This window comes from Limnofasciculus baicalensis BBK-W-15, from assembly GCF_024178385.1.
Lineage (GTDB): Bacteria > Cyanobacteriota > Cyanobacteriia > Cyanobacteriales > Coleofasciculaceae > Limnofasciculus > Limnofasciculus baicalensis.
In genome coordinates this window covers 23,992-39,444 of the sequence record NZ_JAMZMM010000010.1, presented here as the reverse complement: position 1 = coordinate 39,444, position 15,453 = coordinate 23,992, and the positions used below count along the sequence as shown (strand labels likewise).

General features: G+C 40.3%; 20 protein-coding genes. 12 read left to right on the top strand and 8 right to left on the bottom strand.

What is annotated here, in order from left to right; translation table 11 throughout:
* The first annotated feature begins 110 nt into the window (after positions 1-110).
* Entirely contained in the window at positions 111-1,199 is a 1,089-nt protein-coding gene (locus NJ959_RS02260; RefSeq protein WP_254010117.1) for a glycerate kinase, read from the top strand.
* Between the two features lie 41 nt (positions 1,200-1,240).
* Here the strand turns inward: NJ959_RS02260 and NJ959_RS02255 are convergent, their stop codons facing one another.
* Positions 1,241-1,435, bottom strand: a complete 195-nt coding sequence (locus NJ959_RS02255; RefSeq protein WP_254010116.1) for a hypothetical protein — start codon at positions 1,433-1,435, stop codon at positions 1,241-1,243.
* A 2-nt stretch (positions 1,436-1,437) separates the two neighbouring features.
* Positions 1,438-2,037, bottom strand: coding sequence for a cytochrome b/b6 domain-containing protein (locus NJ959_RS02250; protein ID WP_254010115.1), 600 nt, complete (start codon positions 2,035-2,037; stop codon positions 1,438-1,440).
* Positions 2,038-2,330: 293 nt separating this feature from the next.
* Between NJ959_RS02250 and NJ959_RS02245 the strand changes: the two genes are divergently transcribed.
* The 8 genes from NJ959_RS02245 (at position 2,331) to NJ959_RS02215 (ending at position 7,509) form a co-directional block, all read left to right on the top strand.
* Positions 2,331-2,729 carry a hypothetical protein gene (locus tag NJ959_RS02245; protein ID WP_254010114.1) on the top strand — a complete coding sequence of 133 codons (399 nt, stop codon included), beginning with the start codon at positions 2,331-2,333 and terminating at the stop codon, positions 2,727-2,729.
* 61 nt (positions 2,730-2,790) lie between these two features.
* Complete coding sequence (locus NJ959_RS02240; protein WP_254010113.1) at positions 2,791-3,105, top strand: hypothetical protein; 315 nt, start codon at positions 2,791-2,793, stop codon at positions 3,103-3,105.
* A 34-nt stretch (positions 3,106-3,139) separates the two neighbouring features.
* Positions 3,140-3,349, top strand: a complete 210-nt coding sequence (locus tag NJ959_RS02235) for a hypothetical protein (protein WP_254010112.1) — start codon at positions 3,140-3,142, stop codon at positions 3,347-3,349.
* The gene (locus tag NJ959_RS30560; protein WP_373693585.1) at positions 3,309-3,566 is read left to right on the top strand and encodes a WD40 repeat domain-containing protein; all 258 of its coding nucleotides are present in this window, start codon (positions 3,309-3,311) and stop codon (positions 3,564-3,566) included. The genes NJ959_RS02235 and NJ959_RS30560 overlap by 41 nt, the downstream gene beginning before the upstream one ends.
* 101 nt (positions 3,567-3,667) lie before the next feature.
* Positions 3,668-3,868 carry a WD40 repeat domain-containing protein gene (locus NJ959_RS02230; RefSeq protein ID WP_254010111.1) on the top strand — a complete coding sequence of 67 codons (201 nt, stop codon included), beginning with the start codon at positions 3,668-3,670 and terminating at the stop codon, positions 3,866-3,868.
* A gap of 5 nt (positions 3,869-3,873) precedes the next feature.
* The gene (locus NJ959_RS02225) at positions 3,874-4,074 is read left to right on the top strand and encodes a hypothetical protein (protein WP_254010110.1); all 201 of its coding nucleotides are present in this window, start codon (positions 3,874-3,876) and stop codon (positions 4,072-4,074) included.
* Positions 4,075-4,106: 32 nt separating this feature from the next.
* Positions 4,107-5,204, top strand: a complete 1,098-nt coding sequence (locus NJ959_RS02220) for a protein kinase domain-containing protein (protein ID WP_254010109.1) — start codon at positions 4,107-4,109, stop codon at positions 5,202-5,204.
* A gap of 487 nt (positions 5,205-5,691) precedes the next feature.
* Entirely contained in the window at positions 5,692-7,509 is a 1,818-nt protein-coding gene (locus tag NJ959_RS02215) for a tetratricopeptide repeat protein (protein ID WP_254010108.1), read from the top strand.
* A gap of 220 nt (positions 7,510-7,729) precedes the next feature.
* Here the strand turns inward: NJ959_RS02215 and NJ959_RS02210 are convergent, their stop codons facing one another.
* Positions 7,730-8,854 (bottom strand): nucleotidyltransferase family protein, encoded by a 1,125-nt coding sequence (locus tag NJ959_RS02210; RefSeq protein WP_254010107.1) that lies wholly within the window; start codon positions 8,852-8,854, stop codon positions 7,730-7,732.
* 209 nt (positions 8,855-9,063) lie between these two features.
* Here NJ959_RS02210 and NJ959_RS02205 point away from each other — a divergent pair, with 209 nt between their 5' ends.
* The 3 genes from NJ959_RS02205 (at position 9,064) to NJ959_RS02195 (ending at position 11,118) form a co-directional block, all read left to right on the top strand.
* On the top strand, positions 9,064-10,332 hold the full coding sequence (locus NJ959_RS02205; protein ID WP_254010106.1) for a nucleotidyltransferase domain-containing protein: 1,269 nt from the start codon (positions 9,064-9,066) through the stop codon (positions 10,330-10,332).
* A 158-nt stretch (positions 10,333-10,490) separates the two neighbouring features.
* The gene (locus tag NJ959_RS02200; RefSeq protein ID WP_254010105.1) at positions 10,491-10,841 is read left to right on the top strand and encodes a type II toxin-antitoxin system RelE/ParE family toxin; all 351 of its coding nucleotides are present in this window, start codon (positions 10,491-10,493) and stop codon (positions 10,839-10,841) included.
* Positions 10,834-11,118, top strand: a complete 285-nt coding sequence (locus tag NJ959_RS02195) for a helix-turn-helix domain-containing protein (protein WP_254010104.1) — start codon at positions 10,834-10,836, stop codon at positions 11,116-11,118. The genes NJ959_RS02200 and NJ959_RS02195 overlap by 8 nt, the downstream gene beginning before the upstream one ends.
* 151 nt (positions 11,119-11,269) lie before the next feature.
* Here NJ959_RS02195 and NJ959_RS02190 read toward each other — a convergent pair whose 3' ends face one another.
* The 5 genes from NJ959_RS02190 to NJ959_RS02170 form a co-directional block, all read right to left on the bottom strand.
* Positions 11,270-12,184 (bottom strand): SMP-30/gluconolactonase/LRE family protein, encoded by a 915-nt coding sequence (locus NJ959_RS02190; RefSeq protein ID WP_254010103.1) that lies wholly within the window; start codon positions 12,182-12,184, stop codon positions 11,270-11,272.
* A 178-nt stretch (positions 12,185-12,362) separates the two neighbouring features.
* Positions 12,363-13,262: an SDR family NAD(P)-dependent oxidoreductase gene (locus NJ959_RS02185; protein WP_254010102.1), complete on the bottom strand. Its 900-nt coding sequence runs from the start codon at positions 13,260-13,262 to the stop codon at positions 12,363-12,365.
* A gap of 36 nt (positions 13,263-13,298) precedes the next feature.
* Complete coding sequence (locus tag NJ959_RS02180) at positions 13,299-13,991, bottom strand: glycosyltransferase family 2 protein (protein ID WP_254010101.1); 693 nt, start codon at positions 13,989-13,991, stop codon at positions 13,299-13,301.
* Positions 13,992-14,005: 14 nt separating this feature from the next.
* Positions 14,006-14,710, bottom strand: coding sequence for a glycosyltransferase family 2 protein (locus NJ959_RS02175; protein ID WP_254010100.1), 705 nt, complete (start codon positions 14,708-14,710; stop codon positions 14,006-14,008).
* Positions 14,710-15,441: a glycosyltransferase family 2 protein gene (locus NJ959_RS02170; protein ID WP_254010099.1), complete on the bottom strand. Its 732-nt coding sequence runs from the start codon at positions 15,439-15,441 to the stop codon at positions 14,710-14,712. Before NJ959_RS02170 ends, NJ959_RS02175 begins: the two co-directional genes overlap by 1 nt.
* Positions 15,442-15,453: the final 12 nt, after the last annotated feature.

Sequence of the window (15,453 nt, the reverse complement as noted above, 5' to 3'; positions counted from 1 at the left end):
TTATTTGTTATTTGTTATTTGTTATTTGTTATTTGTTATTTGTTATTTGTTATTTATTGTAGAACAGGCATCTTGCCTGTCACAGTTATTTTATCAAAGACCAAAAACAAATGACTAAAAGTACAAAGCCACTACAACAAATTATCAACAATTTGGTGAAAAAAAATCCACTAACAACTTTGGAGTGGCAGCAACTGATAGCTGATGCACTAATACCACCACAACGGGCTAAAGTATTTGGCATTACACCGGAAAATGTGGAGGAGATGATAAAAGTGCGATCGCGTCTCTGCCAAGCAGTTTATACTAATATCCTCACACTACCATCATTTTCTCACCAAATATCTGTTTCTGACCCAGCCAATATTCTCCTATCGCTCTGGAATTTATGGCTACCATTAGCCATAGAGTTAGCTGGATCTAGGCAAAAATTGGCTCGTCCACTAATTCAAGGAATATTAGGGGGACAAGGAACGGGAAAAACGACACTAAGCATAGTATTAAGAGTAATTTTAGCTAAGTTAGGTTATCGCACTATTAGCATCTCTATTGACGATATCTATAAGACTTATCAAGAGCGACAATTACTGCAAAAACAAGACCCTCAATTGATTTGGCGGGGACCTCCGGGAACCCATGATGTCGAGCTAGGTTTGCAAGTTTTAGACCAACTTCTTTCTCCTCACCAATATAAATCAATTCAAGTACCGCGCTTTGATAAATCTGCCTATGGAGGTGCAGGAGATCGCACCGAGCCAGAAATTATAGAATCGGCGGATATTGTATTATTTGAAGGATGGTTTGTTGGGGTACAACCCATTGATTCTCTTATCTTTGATACCCTAACTTTACCACCAATTGAAACAGATAGCGATCGCAAATTTGCACAAGACACAAATGAGCGACTCAAAGACTATTTGCCATTGTGGGAAAGATTGGATAGACTGATGGTACTTTACCCCACTGATTATCGTCTTAGTTTACAATGGCGGCTGGAAGCAGAACAGGAAACGATCGCTACAGGTAAATCGGGGATGACTGAATCACAAGTGCATGATTTTGTCAATTATTTCTGGAAATCCCTTCATCCAGAGTTATTTATTACACCCTTAACTCGTAATTCCAATCTAGCAGATTTAGTAATTGAAATTAATCCAGATCATACCCCTAGTCAAGTTTATAAACCTGGTGATATTTAGTTACTCCATTCCTCTGTGAACCTCTGTGTAAACCTCTGCGCTCACGCAGTGTAGCGAAGCGCCACCTCTGCGTTAAAAAAACCTTCCCCACTCCTTGGGAATAGAACAAAATTACAATCCAATCCTTGACTAGTCTCCTCCTCATCTGAAGGAAAAAACAGCGGTGCAAACCACCCAAAGACAATACCTCCCATAACCAAAACTTCAACAATAATCAGGATATTATTTCGTTTCATAGTTATTTGCCTCTCAGAAAATCACGGATTGTATTTAGCCAGTTAGCAGGTGAATCTTCTGGACGATATTGCCAGCTAAACATAGAAAAAATTAGAGGAAATCCCCCAACTTTAATACTCATCAATAGATGAATGGCTAAACAGCAGACTAACACCAGCCATCCAAGCAAGTGGAGATTGTACCAAATATGATAAAATTCTCCATTGGGTAGCCATTTTTCTTGCATCATACTACCGGAAACTAAAGAAAAAGTGACTGACAATAACATAATTGTATTAACAATACGGTGGACGCTATACCAACCGATAGGTTTAGGCAATTGGGCGAGTTTATGGAATGAGTCGGGTTGAATTAGCCGCCGATAACCAATGTGAAAACAGTACAAAGCAAATAAAGGCGCGATCGCGAGGAGTAAGGTTTTGCCAAAAGTACCGTGAATATCGATAATCTTAGGAATTGGCGGGAGAGGAAATTTACCGAACCTGCCATCGAAGGTGTTGTAAACTAAAAATGAGGACAGAATGGCGAGGAATCCAATTAAGGCATTGGCTCCATGGAGAAGTCTCAATAGTAAAGGTTGGTAGGGTTGAGTTTTGGACATATAGCAAAAATCAAAAGTCAAAAGCTTGCTGTGAAAGTGTGCTGGCGTTTTCCGATGTCTTAACCACCTTAGCGACTCCTAAAGTTTTACTAATTATCACTCTACCATCAAGCTCAAGTTTTCCAGAAAATATAATCCAAACGAAAAAATCCCATCTTTTCTTTCCGTACCTTGACTCCTTACTTTGCGCACCTTGGCGTTAAAAATCCGACTTTATAAAGGAAATGTATAATTTAGGTTATTAATGTATAATTTAGGTTATTGTTGTCCCAGAGCTATGGAGGCCATTGGCTATGGCACACTACTCGCCAAGCCTGATTTTTACCTGGGAAATTGCCGCTGTTGAAGCTAAGGCAAGCAATGCTAATGAAATAGAGCCTTCCCATCTATTGATTGGACTGTGTAAGCTTTGCGATTTGGATTTAGAACGCTTCTTCACAGGACCCCCTATGGAAAAACAGGGTCAACGTCCTGAGTTCGAGGCTGACATTCTTGAACTAAAGCAAAAGTTCCAACAAGCTGATATTGACCCGACAACCTTTCGCCGTCGCTTGCGCTCCGTTGTTGCTAACCTTGGGCCAGATGTAGATAGCGGACGAGGAATGTCTCGCAGTCAAGAGTCGCGACAGGTTTTTCGGCGGGCGGAAGAGATTGTGTGGAAACAAGGAAATCTTCCATGTCCTCATAAGTAAGCTTGTTTTCGGACGAGATGAAGCAGAAGCAATAACTCAGATCCAGGAATTACTCGAACAAGTGTCTCAAGCCGATCCTAGTACGGCTGATACAGTAGAACTTGTTGTCCAGACAATGCAGCGCCAGCCATTGTTGAGAGTTCCAGAAGTAATTGAGCGTGTTATTAATCAAAATCCAGAACTCAAAGACAAGTTATACTCAGTGATTAAGCGAGCCACTCAGGAACCTTTGAGCAGAAAGATGTTACAAAAATGGCTTATAGAAGGTGGAATAGATTTGTTAACAAATTTTATATTTCCTTTAGGAATTACTATGAAATTACTAAAAATTTGGATAGAAGAAGCAGAAAAAGAATCAGATAACGAGAAAAGCTAATAACCGTTTTAATTGCCGAAATAAGTAATAAAAAATGTTTGAGCGATTTACTGAAAAAGCTATTGAGGTAATGCTATTAGCACAAGAAGACTCCAAACGCCGTCCCCGCACGATGCTGGATGTGGCAAATGCGCTGAAAGTTATTTACCAGCAGGAGACGGGAGAAGCATATCCTCGTCCCGAACCAGAAGTGGGTAAAGATATTGCAGACAGTCTTAATAATCGAGCAGTTGCGAATTTTTGAAGGACATACTGATTGTATAAAATCCGTATGTCTCAGTTCAAATGGTCATTATGCTATATCTGGTAGCCTAGATGGAACAATTAAACAATGGGATGTTCAAACAGCGGAGTGCTTGCAAACACTTGAGGGACATAGTTCAGGTGTCAATTCTGTTTGCTTGAGTTCTAATGGCTTATATATTCTTTTATTGCCCCTATTAGGCTGTGTCAAGTATTAACGACAGAAACTATCCTTTCTATTAATCAAGCTTATGAGCAAGCCTTAGCAAAAGCACGGCAAGCTCTTGCTCGAAACGATCTGGTTGGTTTCGCACAAGAATTGCGAAACATTCGTTCCCAACCTGCTTTTGAAAAGAGTGAAGAAGTGTTTCAAGCATGGACAAGTCTTTATCAGCATTTTCCGCGTAAGTCATTGCTTGGAGCTTGGGAAGACAAAGTTTTACTGGGACACTCAGGGGGCGTAACTTCAGTGTCCCTCAGCTTAGATGGACAATATGCCTTGTCTGGAAGTCAGGCGTAGCCGAAATGTTAGCGGCTCAGTTGTTTAACGAACGAGAAGAAAATGAAATTAAAACAATTTATGGAGCCGTAACATCGGGAACGAATTGGAGATTTTTGAAATTAGAGGGCAAGATTGTTTATATTGATACGGTCGAGTATTATCTGAGAGATGTGGGAAAAATTTTAGGTATCTTATTAAGCGCGATCGCTCCAGTGCAAAAATAACGATAATCTCTTTATTCTTAAACTTGTCAACCATGTTAAGTCAAATTATTCTCACTATCATTTCTGGAAAACTCGCCGATCAAAAATTTATTTTCAATGAAATCATTACCACAATCATCGGTCGCGCTGATGACTGCCATCCCAAGCTGCCTAATGACGAAGATCATAGCACTATCTCGCGCTATCACTGCGTGCTTGATATCAACCCGCCAAACATCCGGGTGCGAGACTATGGAAGCCTAATGGGTACTTATGTTAACGGTACCTCGATCGGACAGCGCCAAGAAGGTCAAAACCCAAACAGCGAACAGGACTATCCCTTTTTCGATTTAAAAGAAGGCGATGAAATTAAGATTGGAAATACTGTATTTCGAGTCAGTATTGAAATCTTTAGTGATGCAGAAATGCAACCAGAAAAGGTAGCCATCTCCGCTGTTGAATCTGATACCTTTGAAATTCTCCAACGCTTATTGCAACAGGCAAAAACAGGCGAACCCAATCTGTCTGCAATCCAAGGCTACACAATTTTAAAAGAATTAGGCAAGGGAGGATTCGGTGCGGTTTATTTAGCTTGCCATAACGAGACAGAAGAGGAAATAGCACTTAAGGTAATGCTGCCTCAACGCGCAGCCGAACGCCGTGCTACCAACCTGTTTTTGCGCGAAATAGAAAATACTAAACTCCTTCAACATCTCAATCTAGTGCAACTGCGCGATTCAGGCGAGTTTGACGGTACTTTCTTTTTCACTCTGGACTATTGTAACGGTGGCAGTATTGCCCAATTAATGCGACAACAGGGTGGTCGATTGCCAGTTGATACTGCTTTAGAGATTATTTTTCAAACTTTAGACGGTTTGGAATACGCCCATAATATTGAAATTCCTCCAGTTAAATTACCTGACGGTACTGTTAAACAGGCACGAGGTTTGGTTCATCGCGACCTCAAACCCGGTAACATATTTCTAACTAATGTTGGAGGTAAAGCGATCGCTAAGGTGGGAGATTACGGTTTAGCCAAGGCATTCGATCTAGCTGGTTTGAGCGGTAACACTCCAGATAATTCAAATGCGTGGCTGAGTTCAAGCAAGCATTACAGAGGGTATTGTCATGAGTACCACTTCCGTACTTAGTGTGCTAATTTGTGACAAAAATATAATCGAAACCCTTGTAGGGCAAGGCTTGTTATAAATTTACAAGTTAAAAATAGCCTTTTTTCAGCCAGTTCAGGCATATAGCAGTCGCCAAGGTGGTTAGGACAAACAGAAATTGGTAGGGGTGTTAGCGACTTCTTGGCGCTAGCCTAGCAAGAGGGCGATAACCTTGGCAACAAACCCTAAATATTTATATCCTCTTCTTTCACCCTCCTCTCACTATTGATGCCTTAACTGCCTTGTCTATCGCTATAATTGGCTTTTTGATGATTTCAACTAATATTTTGGCACACTAAGTACAAAAGAACCAGAAAGCCGTCCTTCTAGGACGGGGCTTTAGACCCATTATTTTGGTAAATTATGATGAATTTAGAGACATAGCCAAAAAAATTTGCTATGGTGACAACGTAGTTTTCCGGAAGTATAACAACTCCGGTGAACATTCAAGTGGTTTTGAGGAGTCAAGATGAAAACGATTCAGTTGCAGCTAGGAGTCGCATTAGCGACTTTGATGACGACGGGCTATGGCAGTGCCAATGCTCAAAGCATTGTTAATCCATCAGAAGTAGATCGCCATACTGCACTCATAGAGAATCTTACCGCACAAGGGAGAACCCTGGATCAATTGTGGCAGGAAGCTAGCGAGTTGCAAGGAATTGGTAAATACCGAGAAGCGATCGCAATTTTCGATCAAATTGTTAAACTAAAATCCGACTCCTTCTTGGCGTGGTATTTGCGCGGTAATTGTTTGAAGGGTTTGGGGCAATATGAAGGAGCCGTCACTTCCTACGACGCAGCAATTAAAATTAAGCCGAAGTCTATCCTCGCTATCTTTGAGAAAGGGAAAGCTTTATATCAACTAAAACGGTATGAGGCAGCAATTGCATCTTGGCAGGAAACCCTATCCCTTCAAACCACATCAGAGTACGAAGAAACCTTAGTCAAAACAATCGTTCCCAAACAAATTGCCAAGGTTTTAGTTGAGGATTTAAAACGATATGACGCAGCGCTAGTTTATTACGATCAATTAGTAAAAATTGATGCCAGAAGTGCCGCCGTTTGGGTTGACAGATCTACAGTACTATATCAAATAGGTCGCTATCAAGACGCAATCGCAAGCTGTGACAAAGCCATTGAAATTGAATCGCGGAATCCTCTCGCCTGGAAATGGCGAGGATTGGCACTCTATCGCTTAAACCGATATGAAGAAGCCATCTCTTCTTTTGAAAAATCTGCCAGTTTTAATTCCAACGATATCGAAGTATCTACCTTACTCACCCTCCTCAAAACTTCAGGAGAATCGACAAGCGAAATTCGCACTACTCAACAAAGATTAGTGGCGTTGCAAGGGGAGATTCGCACGACTGAAACAAAACTAGTTTCCCTCCAGACAGAAAGTCAGCGCATCACCGCACAATTGGCATCATCCCAAACCGAAATCCGTCAATCTCAACAGGAATTAGTCACAATTCGAGGCGACATTAAAACCGCAAAAGCGCAACTAGAATCCTCCCAAGTTGAAGTGCGTCAATCTCAGGAGCGATTAGTGGCAATTCGCGCAGAGATTAAAACCGCACAAGTAGAACTTGAATCATTGAAAACAGAACACAAAACTGTAGAAAATCGGCTGGTTTCTTTGCGTAGTGAAATCGAAGTATCGCAAAAACGCCTGGAAGGATCTCAACTGGAAGTGCGCCAATCTCAGGAGCGATTAGTTACGATTCAAGGAGATATAAAAACGGCACAAGTAGAAGTAGAATCACTCAAAAAAGAATGGGGAAGTTTAGAACAGAAACTAGTCGTTATACGCCGGGATATGGAAACTTCCCAATCGGGATTAGAAGCATCCCAAATTGAAGTGCGCAAATCTCAGGAAAGGTTAGTTTCGATTCAAGCCGAAATTAAAACTGCACAGGCAAAAATTCTATCGCTTCAAACAGAAAGCAAAACATTAGAAGGGCAACTGATTTCTGTGCGGGGGGAAATAGAAACCTCTCAAAAACGCATGGAAGCCTCTCGCAAGGAACAACAAACATTAGAAAAGCGGATAACAGCATTGCAAGGAGAAATACGCACTTTTGAACAGAAACTGATCGCATCTCAAACCGAATTCCGTCAACTGGAGGAGAGAAAGGAAGTTGAGGCGAGAGAATTGCGCACAATTCAGGTTCAATATTGTGGGTTACAAGAGAATTTGAGTGAAATGGAAGTAGCGATTCGCCGATTAAGGGGAGTACAACAAGGCTCAGATACTGTTCAACGTTGCCCTTTGTCGAAAAATTAATAACGTTTTTGTTATTGGTTTTTAGAGAAATTTCGGTTTAATTGACATATTGCATCATTTTCAAAAAATCGAAAAACCTAACCCCCCAACCCCCTTCCCTTCAAGGGAAGGGGGGGGCAGGAAATTTGACTCCCCTAAAAGAAAGAGGTAATTTATCTCTCATTGTTGATTCATTTTTCAAGAGGAGTTGGTAGTAGGCGATTAATCGCCTACTACTAACCTATCGCAGCATCCGTCTCATCCCTCGCACCATTACCTGGTAGGGAACCTCCCAGATGTATTCTAATTCCCAGACATATTGTAGATATTTGGGAAATCCGAATAACTTGAAGGCTAAATTATTATTGCTGACAGATCTTAAATAGTGGAAATATCTGAAAAAGAAAGCATTTAATACTGATATATTTTGCTTCGTTTTAATCTGATATTCAATTTGCTCAAATTGAGAAACTTGAACCTGGGCAAGTTGCTCTAAAATAGCAGTGGGAACTGAGTCAGGAAAAAGTTTTTTTAATTGATTAAGCATCAAGGTTAATGGCAAAATCAATTGGTATCTCTGAGCCTGTTCAATTAGTCGATTCCAATCTATATAAGTTTGAGATGAATTGAGAATAATTGTGGCATCAGTTAACCAGCGAATGGGTAAAAGAGTAGTCCAGGGATAGACTTGTAAACAGAGAGATAATAACTGGTGAGTTGGCTCTAAAACGTAGGTTGATATATCGCCAACTTTAGTGGTTATAGCCCGTTGCCAAAACTCATCATTAGGATTATCTTGAAAAGCGCTAGGGAAGACGTGCCATTGGAGATTTAAAGGATATTTAGACTTATCTTCAAATCCCAACCCTTGATAAACAGAAATGAGCCGCTCTGATATATGAGTTTTGGGCTGCCAACCCATATTTTTTAGTAAGGCAATCGCGGCTGAAGCATCTGCGGGGGAAACTAAAATATCTAAATGATAAATATACCGACAACCATTATCTTGACAATAATGGGTAGCTAAAGCCGCATCTTTCAGTAGTAAAGTTTTAATTCCCGCCTCCTGAAATACAGTGAGAATAGTGGTAAGTTTAGCAAAAACGATTTTGTTTTCATACCATCTGCGTTTATAAACGCCCTTGAGTCTCACAATTTCAGGAATATCTAACTGAGAATCAGATAAATTACGATAAATGAAAGGGAATAAATGATAGGATTCAGTATCGTGATCTTCGATATCGATAGCTTCTAGCCATTTGTGCCATGCTGTAATAGCTACTTCTTGTGGCAAGAAAGCAGCTTGTAAAACTAACTCTTGCTCCGGAGTGGGATATCCTTGTTTGGAATTGTCGGCTTGATTCATAATTAAGTTTAAAATCTGGGGATGACACTGGCTATATTATGGCTTACGATCGAAATAACAGGTAAGTGGGCAAAAATAAATAAAACACCGATCAATTGGCTCGTAGTAAGCGCTTAAGCGCTTACTACATACTTTAAATTATTTACGCTTACGTGAGCATACTTGTAATTTCTGGAAAAAGAAAAATATCACACTTTAGAGCTGGTAAAATGATGGAACAAGTACTGGAACAGGAAATTAAAGGAAAAACCTCAGCAGGATGCAATCGCCCAGAGTCTGGACTAGGAAAACACACACGTCCAGAAATTGAATTATTACTCTGTTGTAGCCGAACTTCTATCGAACCTGCAATAGCTGCACGAATAAAAATCCTACTCCAGCAAGAAATAGACTGGAAGTATCTACTCCAAACCGCCGCCAAACACGGAGTCAAGCCATTGCTCTACCAGAGTCTTTCCACTACGGCGAAAGAATTGGTTCCTCCGGAAATTCTCACTCAGTTGCGTCAAGATTTCCGTACCAACGCTGTGCGTAACCTTAACCGCACTAAAGAATTGCTAAAAATTCTGGATTTGTTTGCTGTTAATGACATTCCCGTCTTTACATTCAAAGGACCTGCTATAGCAAGTTTAGCTTACGGAGAGTTATCGCTGCGGCAGTTTGGCGATTTAGATATATTAGTACGCGATCGCGATATCATCAGAGCAAGGGATTTATTCCTATCTCAGGGAGATGAGATGAAAGTCGAGCTAATTGAACTAACAGAAGCGCAGAAAGCAATTTTCATTAAATCCCCCCAAATCCACGAATTTGTCCGAGAATGTGCCTATCCATTTATCCGCCAGCAAAGTAAGATAATTGTGGAACTCCATTGGCGGATGATGCCACTTTATTTTTCATTTCCAATTGATTCGGAAAACTTGTGGGAACGTCTTATTCCAGTACCTCTCCTGGGTACAAATATACTCACTACCTCCCCAGAAGATTCGCTTTTACTACTGTGCGGACATGGAATTAAAGAATGTTGGGATAAATTAAATCGGGTGTGCGATATTGCCGCACTAGTCCATAAACATCCGAATTTGGATTGGGATAGAGTAATGGCAGAAGCGGCAAGATTAGGTTGTCAGCGGATTTTATTTCTGGGACTTTTCTTAGCCAAAGAATTACTAGGTACAGCATTACCAGAATTTATCTGGGAAAAGATAGAAGCAGATGGGGTAGTAACAGAGTTGGCAGTGCAAGTCTATGACGGATTTTTCCCAAATGGAAATATTTCCAATCAAAGCTTTCCTGTTACTCGTCTTCATCTCAAAGCCAGGGAACGTTTTATAGATAAAGTGCGATACTTTCTCCTCGTGATGATAACTCCAACTACTTCCGATTGGCTAGTTTTGCCCTTGGGGAGATATCCTTCTTTTCTGTATTATCTAATTCGTCCAATTAGATTGGTGGGAGAGTTGCTGCGGGGGAAGTAAGATCATTTTTTAACGCAGAGGTACGCAGAGGGTTCCACAGAGGTACGCAGAGGTTTTAGAAGTAAAATAATGATAAAAATCTAAACATTTGCCTCCTTTGTGCTAGCCTGCCTAAAAGTGATGTATCATATAAGATACAGTAACTTAGGGCGCAAACATTGAAAAGACTGCCAGCTAAGTTTTTTCGATCAGAAGGTGGGAGGGAACCAGTCAAAGACTGGTTGAAAACTCTCAGCAGTGAAGATTGTCGAATTGTCGGCAGCGATATCAAAGATGTGGAGTTTAGTTTTCCTATCGGGCTACCACTGTGCCGTCAACTTGCTGGTTACAAAGACTTGTGGGAAGTGCGAAGTAAGCTTACTGGCGGACGAATTGCACGGATCATTTTCTACATCAGCAAAGGGGAAATGATTCTCCTCCACGGCTTCATTAAGAAGTCCCAAAAAACCCCAAAAAAGGAAATAGATTTAGCCATCAAGCGCAAGAAGGAACACGAAAAATATGAATAATAATCCCCATACTGGCTCTAATTTTGATGATTTTCTCAAAGAAGAAGGTATTTACGAAGAATGTAGTGCCACCGCAATTAAACGGGTGCTGGCGCGTCAACTTGCTCTTGAGATGAAACAGCTTTCTATCACCAAAACAGAGATGGCGGTGCGGATGCACACCAGCCGTGCCCAACTGGACCGCCTCCTCAATCCTTCAAAAACAGGCGTTTCTCTCGAAACTATGCAAAGGGCTGCTTCTGTTGTAGGCCGTCAATTACGGATAGAATTGATCTGAAAGAGAGCGAGTAGCACAGCTTTTTTACTCAACTGTTCTTCGTAATTGACTAACTGTTAATAGTTTTTTTTAACACAGAGGTACGCAGAGTCATCAATAACCCTTTGCGCCCTTTGCGTTAAAAATATAACTTCGCCAAAAACGAGCCACCTCAAAGCACCGGAATACCAGCAATATTCACCCGAATCTGATAAACCGAAGTTTGAGCAGTAATATAAAGACTCCGCCAATCTTCATCCCCCCAAGCACAATTTGCTGGTATTTCCGGAGTGACAATTGTCCCTAAATGATTCCCCTCTGAATCAAATACCCAAACCCCACCGCCACCTGTACAGTAAATATTACCCTGAACATCGATTTTCATCCCATCTGGTAAACCTGGTTGCTTCACCTTCATATCGTGAAAAATAGAACCATTAGTTAGCGTGCCATCAGGTTGAACATCGAATACTCGGATGTGACGGCGTTGAGAATCATCGATATAAAGCTTCGTTTCATCTGGGGAAAAAGCTAATCCATTTGGTTTATCGAAATTATCAGCAACGAGAATAATTTCACGGCTATCTGGGGCAAGGCGATACACTCCTTGGATAGGTTGTTCTTGCTCTTCTGGTTGAATCCCGTAAGGCGGATCTGTAAAATAAATATAGCCATCGCTTTTGACAACTATATCATTAGGACTATTGAGTTTTTTCCCTTGGAATCTATCGACTAAAACAGTAATTGTACCATCTTTTTCTGTACGAGTAACTCGGCGTGTACTATGTTCGCAAGTAATAAGTCTTCCTTGCTTATCTCTAGTCAAACCGTTGGAGTTATTACTAGGTTCTCTGAATATAGTCAACTTACCTTCAGGAGTTAGTTTATAGATTTTATTGGCTGGAATATCACTAAATAAGAGATAGTTTTCTTCAGGTAACCAAATGGGACCTTCGGTAAATTGAAATCCGGTTGCTACTCGTTGAATCTTGGCATTTTTGGGAAAGAGGGTTTTAAAGGCTGGAGATTTTGCCTCCAAGTAATTTACCTTTAATTGGTGTTCGAGCCATCTTTTAATTCTCAACATTTTTCTAGAAAATCCTTTTATCCCTCATCCTCTCATATTATCGGTAGCATCCTGATTTGGCAGAAACGCAGGTTATATTCTTGCTCCCCCCTTTAACAAGGGGGGCTGGGGGGGTGAAAACTGTAGCAACTCTCCAAGTATCTTTGCCAAAAAGGGATGCTCTCGTATTTTCTCCATCCTATTCAGGAGGATGTTGAGCGACACGATAATTATATAATGACACTCCGGCATCAATTTTAAGAATAGTTCCAGTCGTGAATTTTGAAAAATAATCTGAGGCCAGGTAAACAGCCACTCTACCAATATAACAGGGATTGATAGAAGTATGATGCAGTAGGTGATAATCGTGAGGCAAAGGATGTCCTTGTTCATCTTCTGCTACCCAAGCGGGAGCAATACCATTAACTCTTATGCTATGGGCAGCCAAGTCTACTGCTAATTCTTTAATAATCATACCTAATGCAGCTTTTGAAGAACTATAACTAAGCCAACGAACAATTTCCTCTTGGTGTACAGAAGTCATAAATATAATCGAACCTTCAAGAGAGTGACTCACCATCATTTGGGAGATAAGTTTGGTGAGGTAGAGAGGTCCAAATATATTGGTTTGAAAGGTTTTCTGCCATTCTCCCAAATCTAGTTTGTCTATACCGATTGTTTCAAATTGAATTTCTACATTATTAACTAGGATATCAATGATAATGTTATCTTGGGACAAGATGCTATATAAACAATCAATATCTTCAGATTTAGATATATCGGAGACAAAGCCTCTTGCCTGAATAGGATAAGGGCTTAATTCCTTTTCCAAATTATTACATAGTTCAATACCGATATCCGTAAAGAAAATATTTGCACCCTGTTTTGCCATTTCAATAGCAATACTTCTGCCAATATTTCTGCCTGCTCCAGTGATTAAAGCATTTTTTCCAGCTAAAAGCTGATTGTCTAAAACTACTGAGGGTTCTACTGTTTTGACAAACACTATTGGTTTGAGAGTAGACACCGGATTGAGAAAGGCTTTAGATGCAGCTTTGAAACGAGTTTTGATGTTTTTTAACTTTGTGTTTAAGTTCATTGTTAACCAGTAGAGCACGAGAAGGAGGGTTAGATTTTAATCTCCCTTATTCATAGCGCGTCGCCTATCAAGCGATGCTTTCAAAATCTGAACATATTCAGTTTGATATTGGCGCTGCTGAATTCCCTTATTAGTTTCATGCAATCGCCGCTTGGCTACTAAATCAGGTAACATTATCGTCTGGAGTCCTAATTCTGTAGCACGTACCTGCCAACTAGGAAATTCTGCTAATTTCCATTGAGTTTCAAATAAACCAACCCGAAAAAAAGACTCCCGTTTTATCAGTAAAGCTGAAGGAATATGTCCCGGCATTAATTCAGTAGGGCAGTGGAGTTTGGCTTTCAGATGATCGGGCAATTCTGGAGTAATAAACTGTTGCACCTGCCCGAATACAATATCAAGATTGGGGTTATTGGCAAAGGCTGCCATTTGGAGCGTTAATTTATCCTCTACCCAAACATCATCCGCATCAAGAAATGCAAAGAAATCGCCTTTAGCTAATTCTATTGCTCGATTACGGGCTGCTGCACTACCACTGTTGACTTGAAAACAATATTGCACCGCAGCACCAAAACCCTTCGCTACCTCTGGAGTGCCATCAGTTGAACCATCATCTACGACAATAATTTCAATCGGTTGATAGGTTTGAGCGAATACACTTTCGATGGCTTGGGCTAAGTAGCGATCGCAGTTATATACTGGTATGATTACGCTCACCAAATTGTTCATTTTTTCCACTTCCTTTACTGATGTTTTGATATGTTATGAGCGCGTTTCCGCTGAATTGACGATCTGACAAGTTTCAGCATATCCGCAGTCATCGACTGTATTTTATGAGACTCATTCGCACCATGCACGCGCTTATATAAAAGCGTTTCAGGCAAAATAACCATTGGGATACCCACATCATTAGCGCGGAAAAACCAGTCAGAATCGTTACCGAATTTGTAATTCGGATTCAAGTTGCCAACTTTTTCAAATATAGACTTACGGGCAACTAATAATCCCAATATGTATCCTGGTATATCTTCTGATAAATACTCTGCCTTTAACCAGGAAGGTTTTTCGGTTCCAGGTTCTAAAAACACGCGCATTTTTGCCAGCGTGTAACCTATATTTTCGTGTTCGAGCAAATACTTAATTTGGATACTTAATTTATTAGGTGTCCACCGATCGTCTTGATCGAGCAAAGCAATAAATTCCCCACGCGATTGAGAAATTCCCACATTACGAGCGACTGCAACTCCTTGATTAGATTGATAAATATAACGGACTTCTTTGTAAGAGAGAGCAATATTGGCGCTATTGTCTGTTGATCCATCATCGACGACGATGATTTCAATTGGCTGATAGGTTTGTTGCACAACACTTTTGAGTGCTTCAGCCAGATAGCGATCTCCGTTATAAACTGGGATAATTACACTAACTAAAGGATGATTTTCTATCATTATTCTAACTCCTCAGATAACTTTGTAAGTTCCATTGCTACTCCATCATTTTTACTGCGCCGTCGATCGAGCGATAGCTTGAGTACTTTCAATATATTGAGTTCGTTGGCAACTTTATTTTTGGTCATATTCTGTTCATGTTGTCGATAAATTAGGACTAATTCTTGGTGTTTCAAAATTGAAATCGTACTTTCTCTAGCACGGTTAAACCAGTCAACATCTTCGCTATAACGGAGGGTTGTGTCAAATAAACCAACTCGATCAAATACGGATTTTCTAAAAATGGCACTACCTAAGTTTAGAAATATTCGGGGTTCACCAATTTCTACAAATTTCTGCCCCTCATCTCCAAGAGTTAGCTCCATAAATTGCGTGGAACCTATGACTACTTCCAGCGATGGATTTTCACCTAAATATCCCACTTGGAGTTGCAGTTTGTTTTGACTCCAAAGATCGTCAGCATCTAAGAAGGTAATAATCTCTCCTTTGGCGATCTTTATACCTGTGTTCCTAGCTCTAGATGGTCCACTATTATCTTGATAAAGATAACAAATTTTGTCACCAAATCTTCTCTTAATTTGAGCTGTTTTATCCGTTGAGCCATCATCTACGACAATAATTTCAAGTGGCTCATAGCTTTGAAATAGGACGCTTTCAATCGCATCTGATAAGTAGCGTTCGCCATTATAAACTGGAATTATCACACTAACTGAACTAGAATTTTTATTCATTATTTTATACTT

Excerpts from the sequence above, each read along its gene's own strand:
- NJ959_RS02260 (WP_254010117.1), top strand. The coding sequence starts at position 111 with ATGACTAAAAGTACAAAGCCACTACAACAAATTATCAACAATTTGGTG.
- NJ959_RS02185 (WP_254010102.1), bottom strand. The coding sequence starts at position 13,262 with ATGAACTTAAACACAAAGTTAAAAAACATCAAAACTCGTTTCAAAGCT.
- NJ959_RS02220 (WP_254010109.1), top strand. The coding sequence starts at position 4,107 with ATGTTAAGTCAAATTATTCTCACTATCATTTCTGGAAAACTCGCCGAT.
- NJ959_RS02255 (WP_254010116.1), bottom strand. The coding sequence starts at position 1,435 with ATGAAACGAAATAATATCCTGATTATTGTTGAAGTTTTGGTTATGGGA.
- NJ959_RS02235 (WP_254010112.1), top strand. The coding sequence starts at position 3,140 with ATGTTTGAGCGATTTACTGAAAAAGCTATTGAGGTAATGCTATTAGCA.
- NJ959_RS02195 (WP_254010104.1), top strand. The coding sequence starts at position 10,834 with ATGAATAATAATCCCCATACTGGCTCTAATTTTGATGATTTTCTCAAA.
- NJ959_RS02175 (WP_254010100.1), bottom strand. The coding sequence starts at position 14,710 with ATGATAGAAAATCATCCTTTAGTTAGTGTAATTATCCCAGTTTATAAC.
- NJ959_RS02215 (WP_254010108.1), top strand. The coding sequence starts at position 5,692 with ATGAAAACGATTCAGTTGCAGCTAGGAGTCGCATTAGCGACTTTGATG.
- NJ959_RS02225 (WP_254010110.1), top strand. The coding sequence starts at position 3,874 with ATGTTAGCGGCTCAGTTGTTTAACGAACGAGAAGAAAATGAAATTAAA.
- NJ959_RS02170 (WP_254010099.1), bottom strand. The coding sequence starts at position 15,441 with ATGAATAAAAATTCTAGTTCAGTTAGTGTGATAATTCCAGTTTATAAT.
- NJ959_RS02180 (WP_254010101.1), bottom strand. The coding sequence starts at position 13,991 with ATGAACAATTTGGTGAGCGTAATCATACCAGTATATAACTGCGATCGC.
- NJ959_RS02210 (WP_254010107.1), bottom strand. The coding sequence starts at position 8,854 with ATGAATCAAGCCGACAATTCCAAACAAGGATATCCCACTCCGGAGCAA.
- NJ959_RS02205 (WP_254010106.1), top strand. The coding sequence starts at position 9,064 with ATGATGGAACAAGTACTGGAACAGGAAATTAAAGGAAAAACCTCAGCA.
- NJ959_RS02245 (WP_254010114.1), top strand. The coding sequence starts at position 2,331 with ATGGCACACTACTCGCCAAGCCTGATTTTTACCTGGGAAATTGCCGCT.
- NJ959_RS02190 (WP_254010103.1), bottom strand. The coding sequence starts at position 12,184 with ATGTTGAGAATTAAAAGATGGCTCGAACACCAATTAAAGGTAAATTAC.
- NJ959_RS02250 (WP_254010115.1), bottom strand. The coding sequence starts at position 2,037 with ATGTCCAAAACTCAACCCTACCAACCTTTACTATTGAGACTTCTCCAT.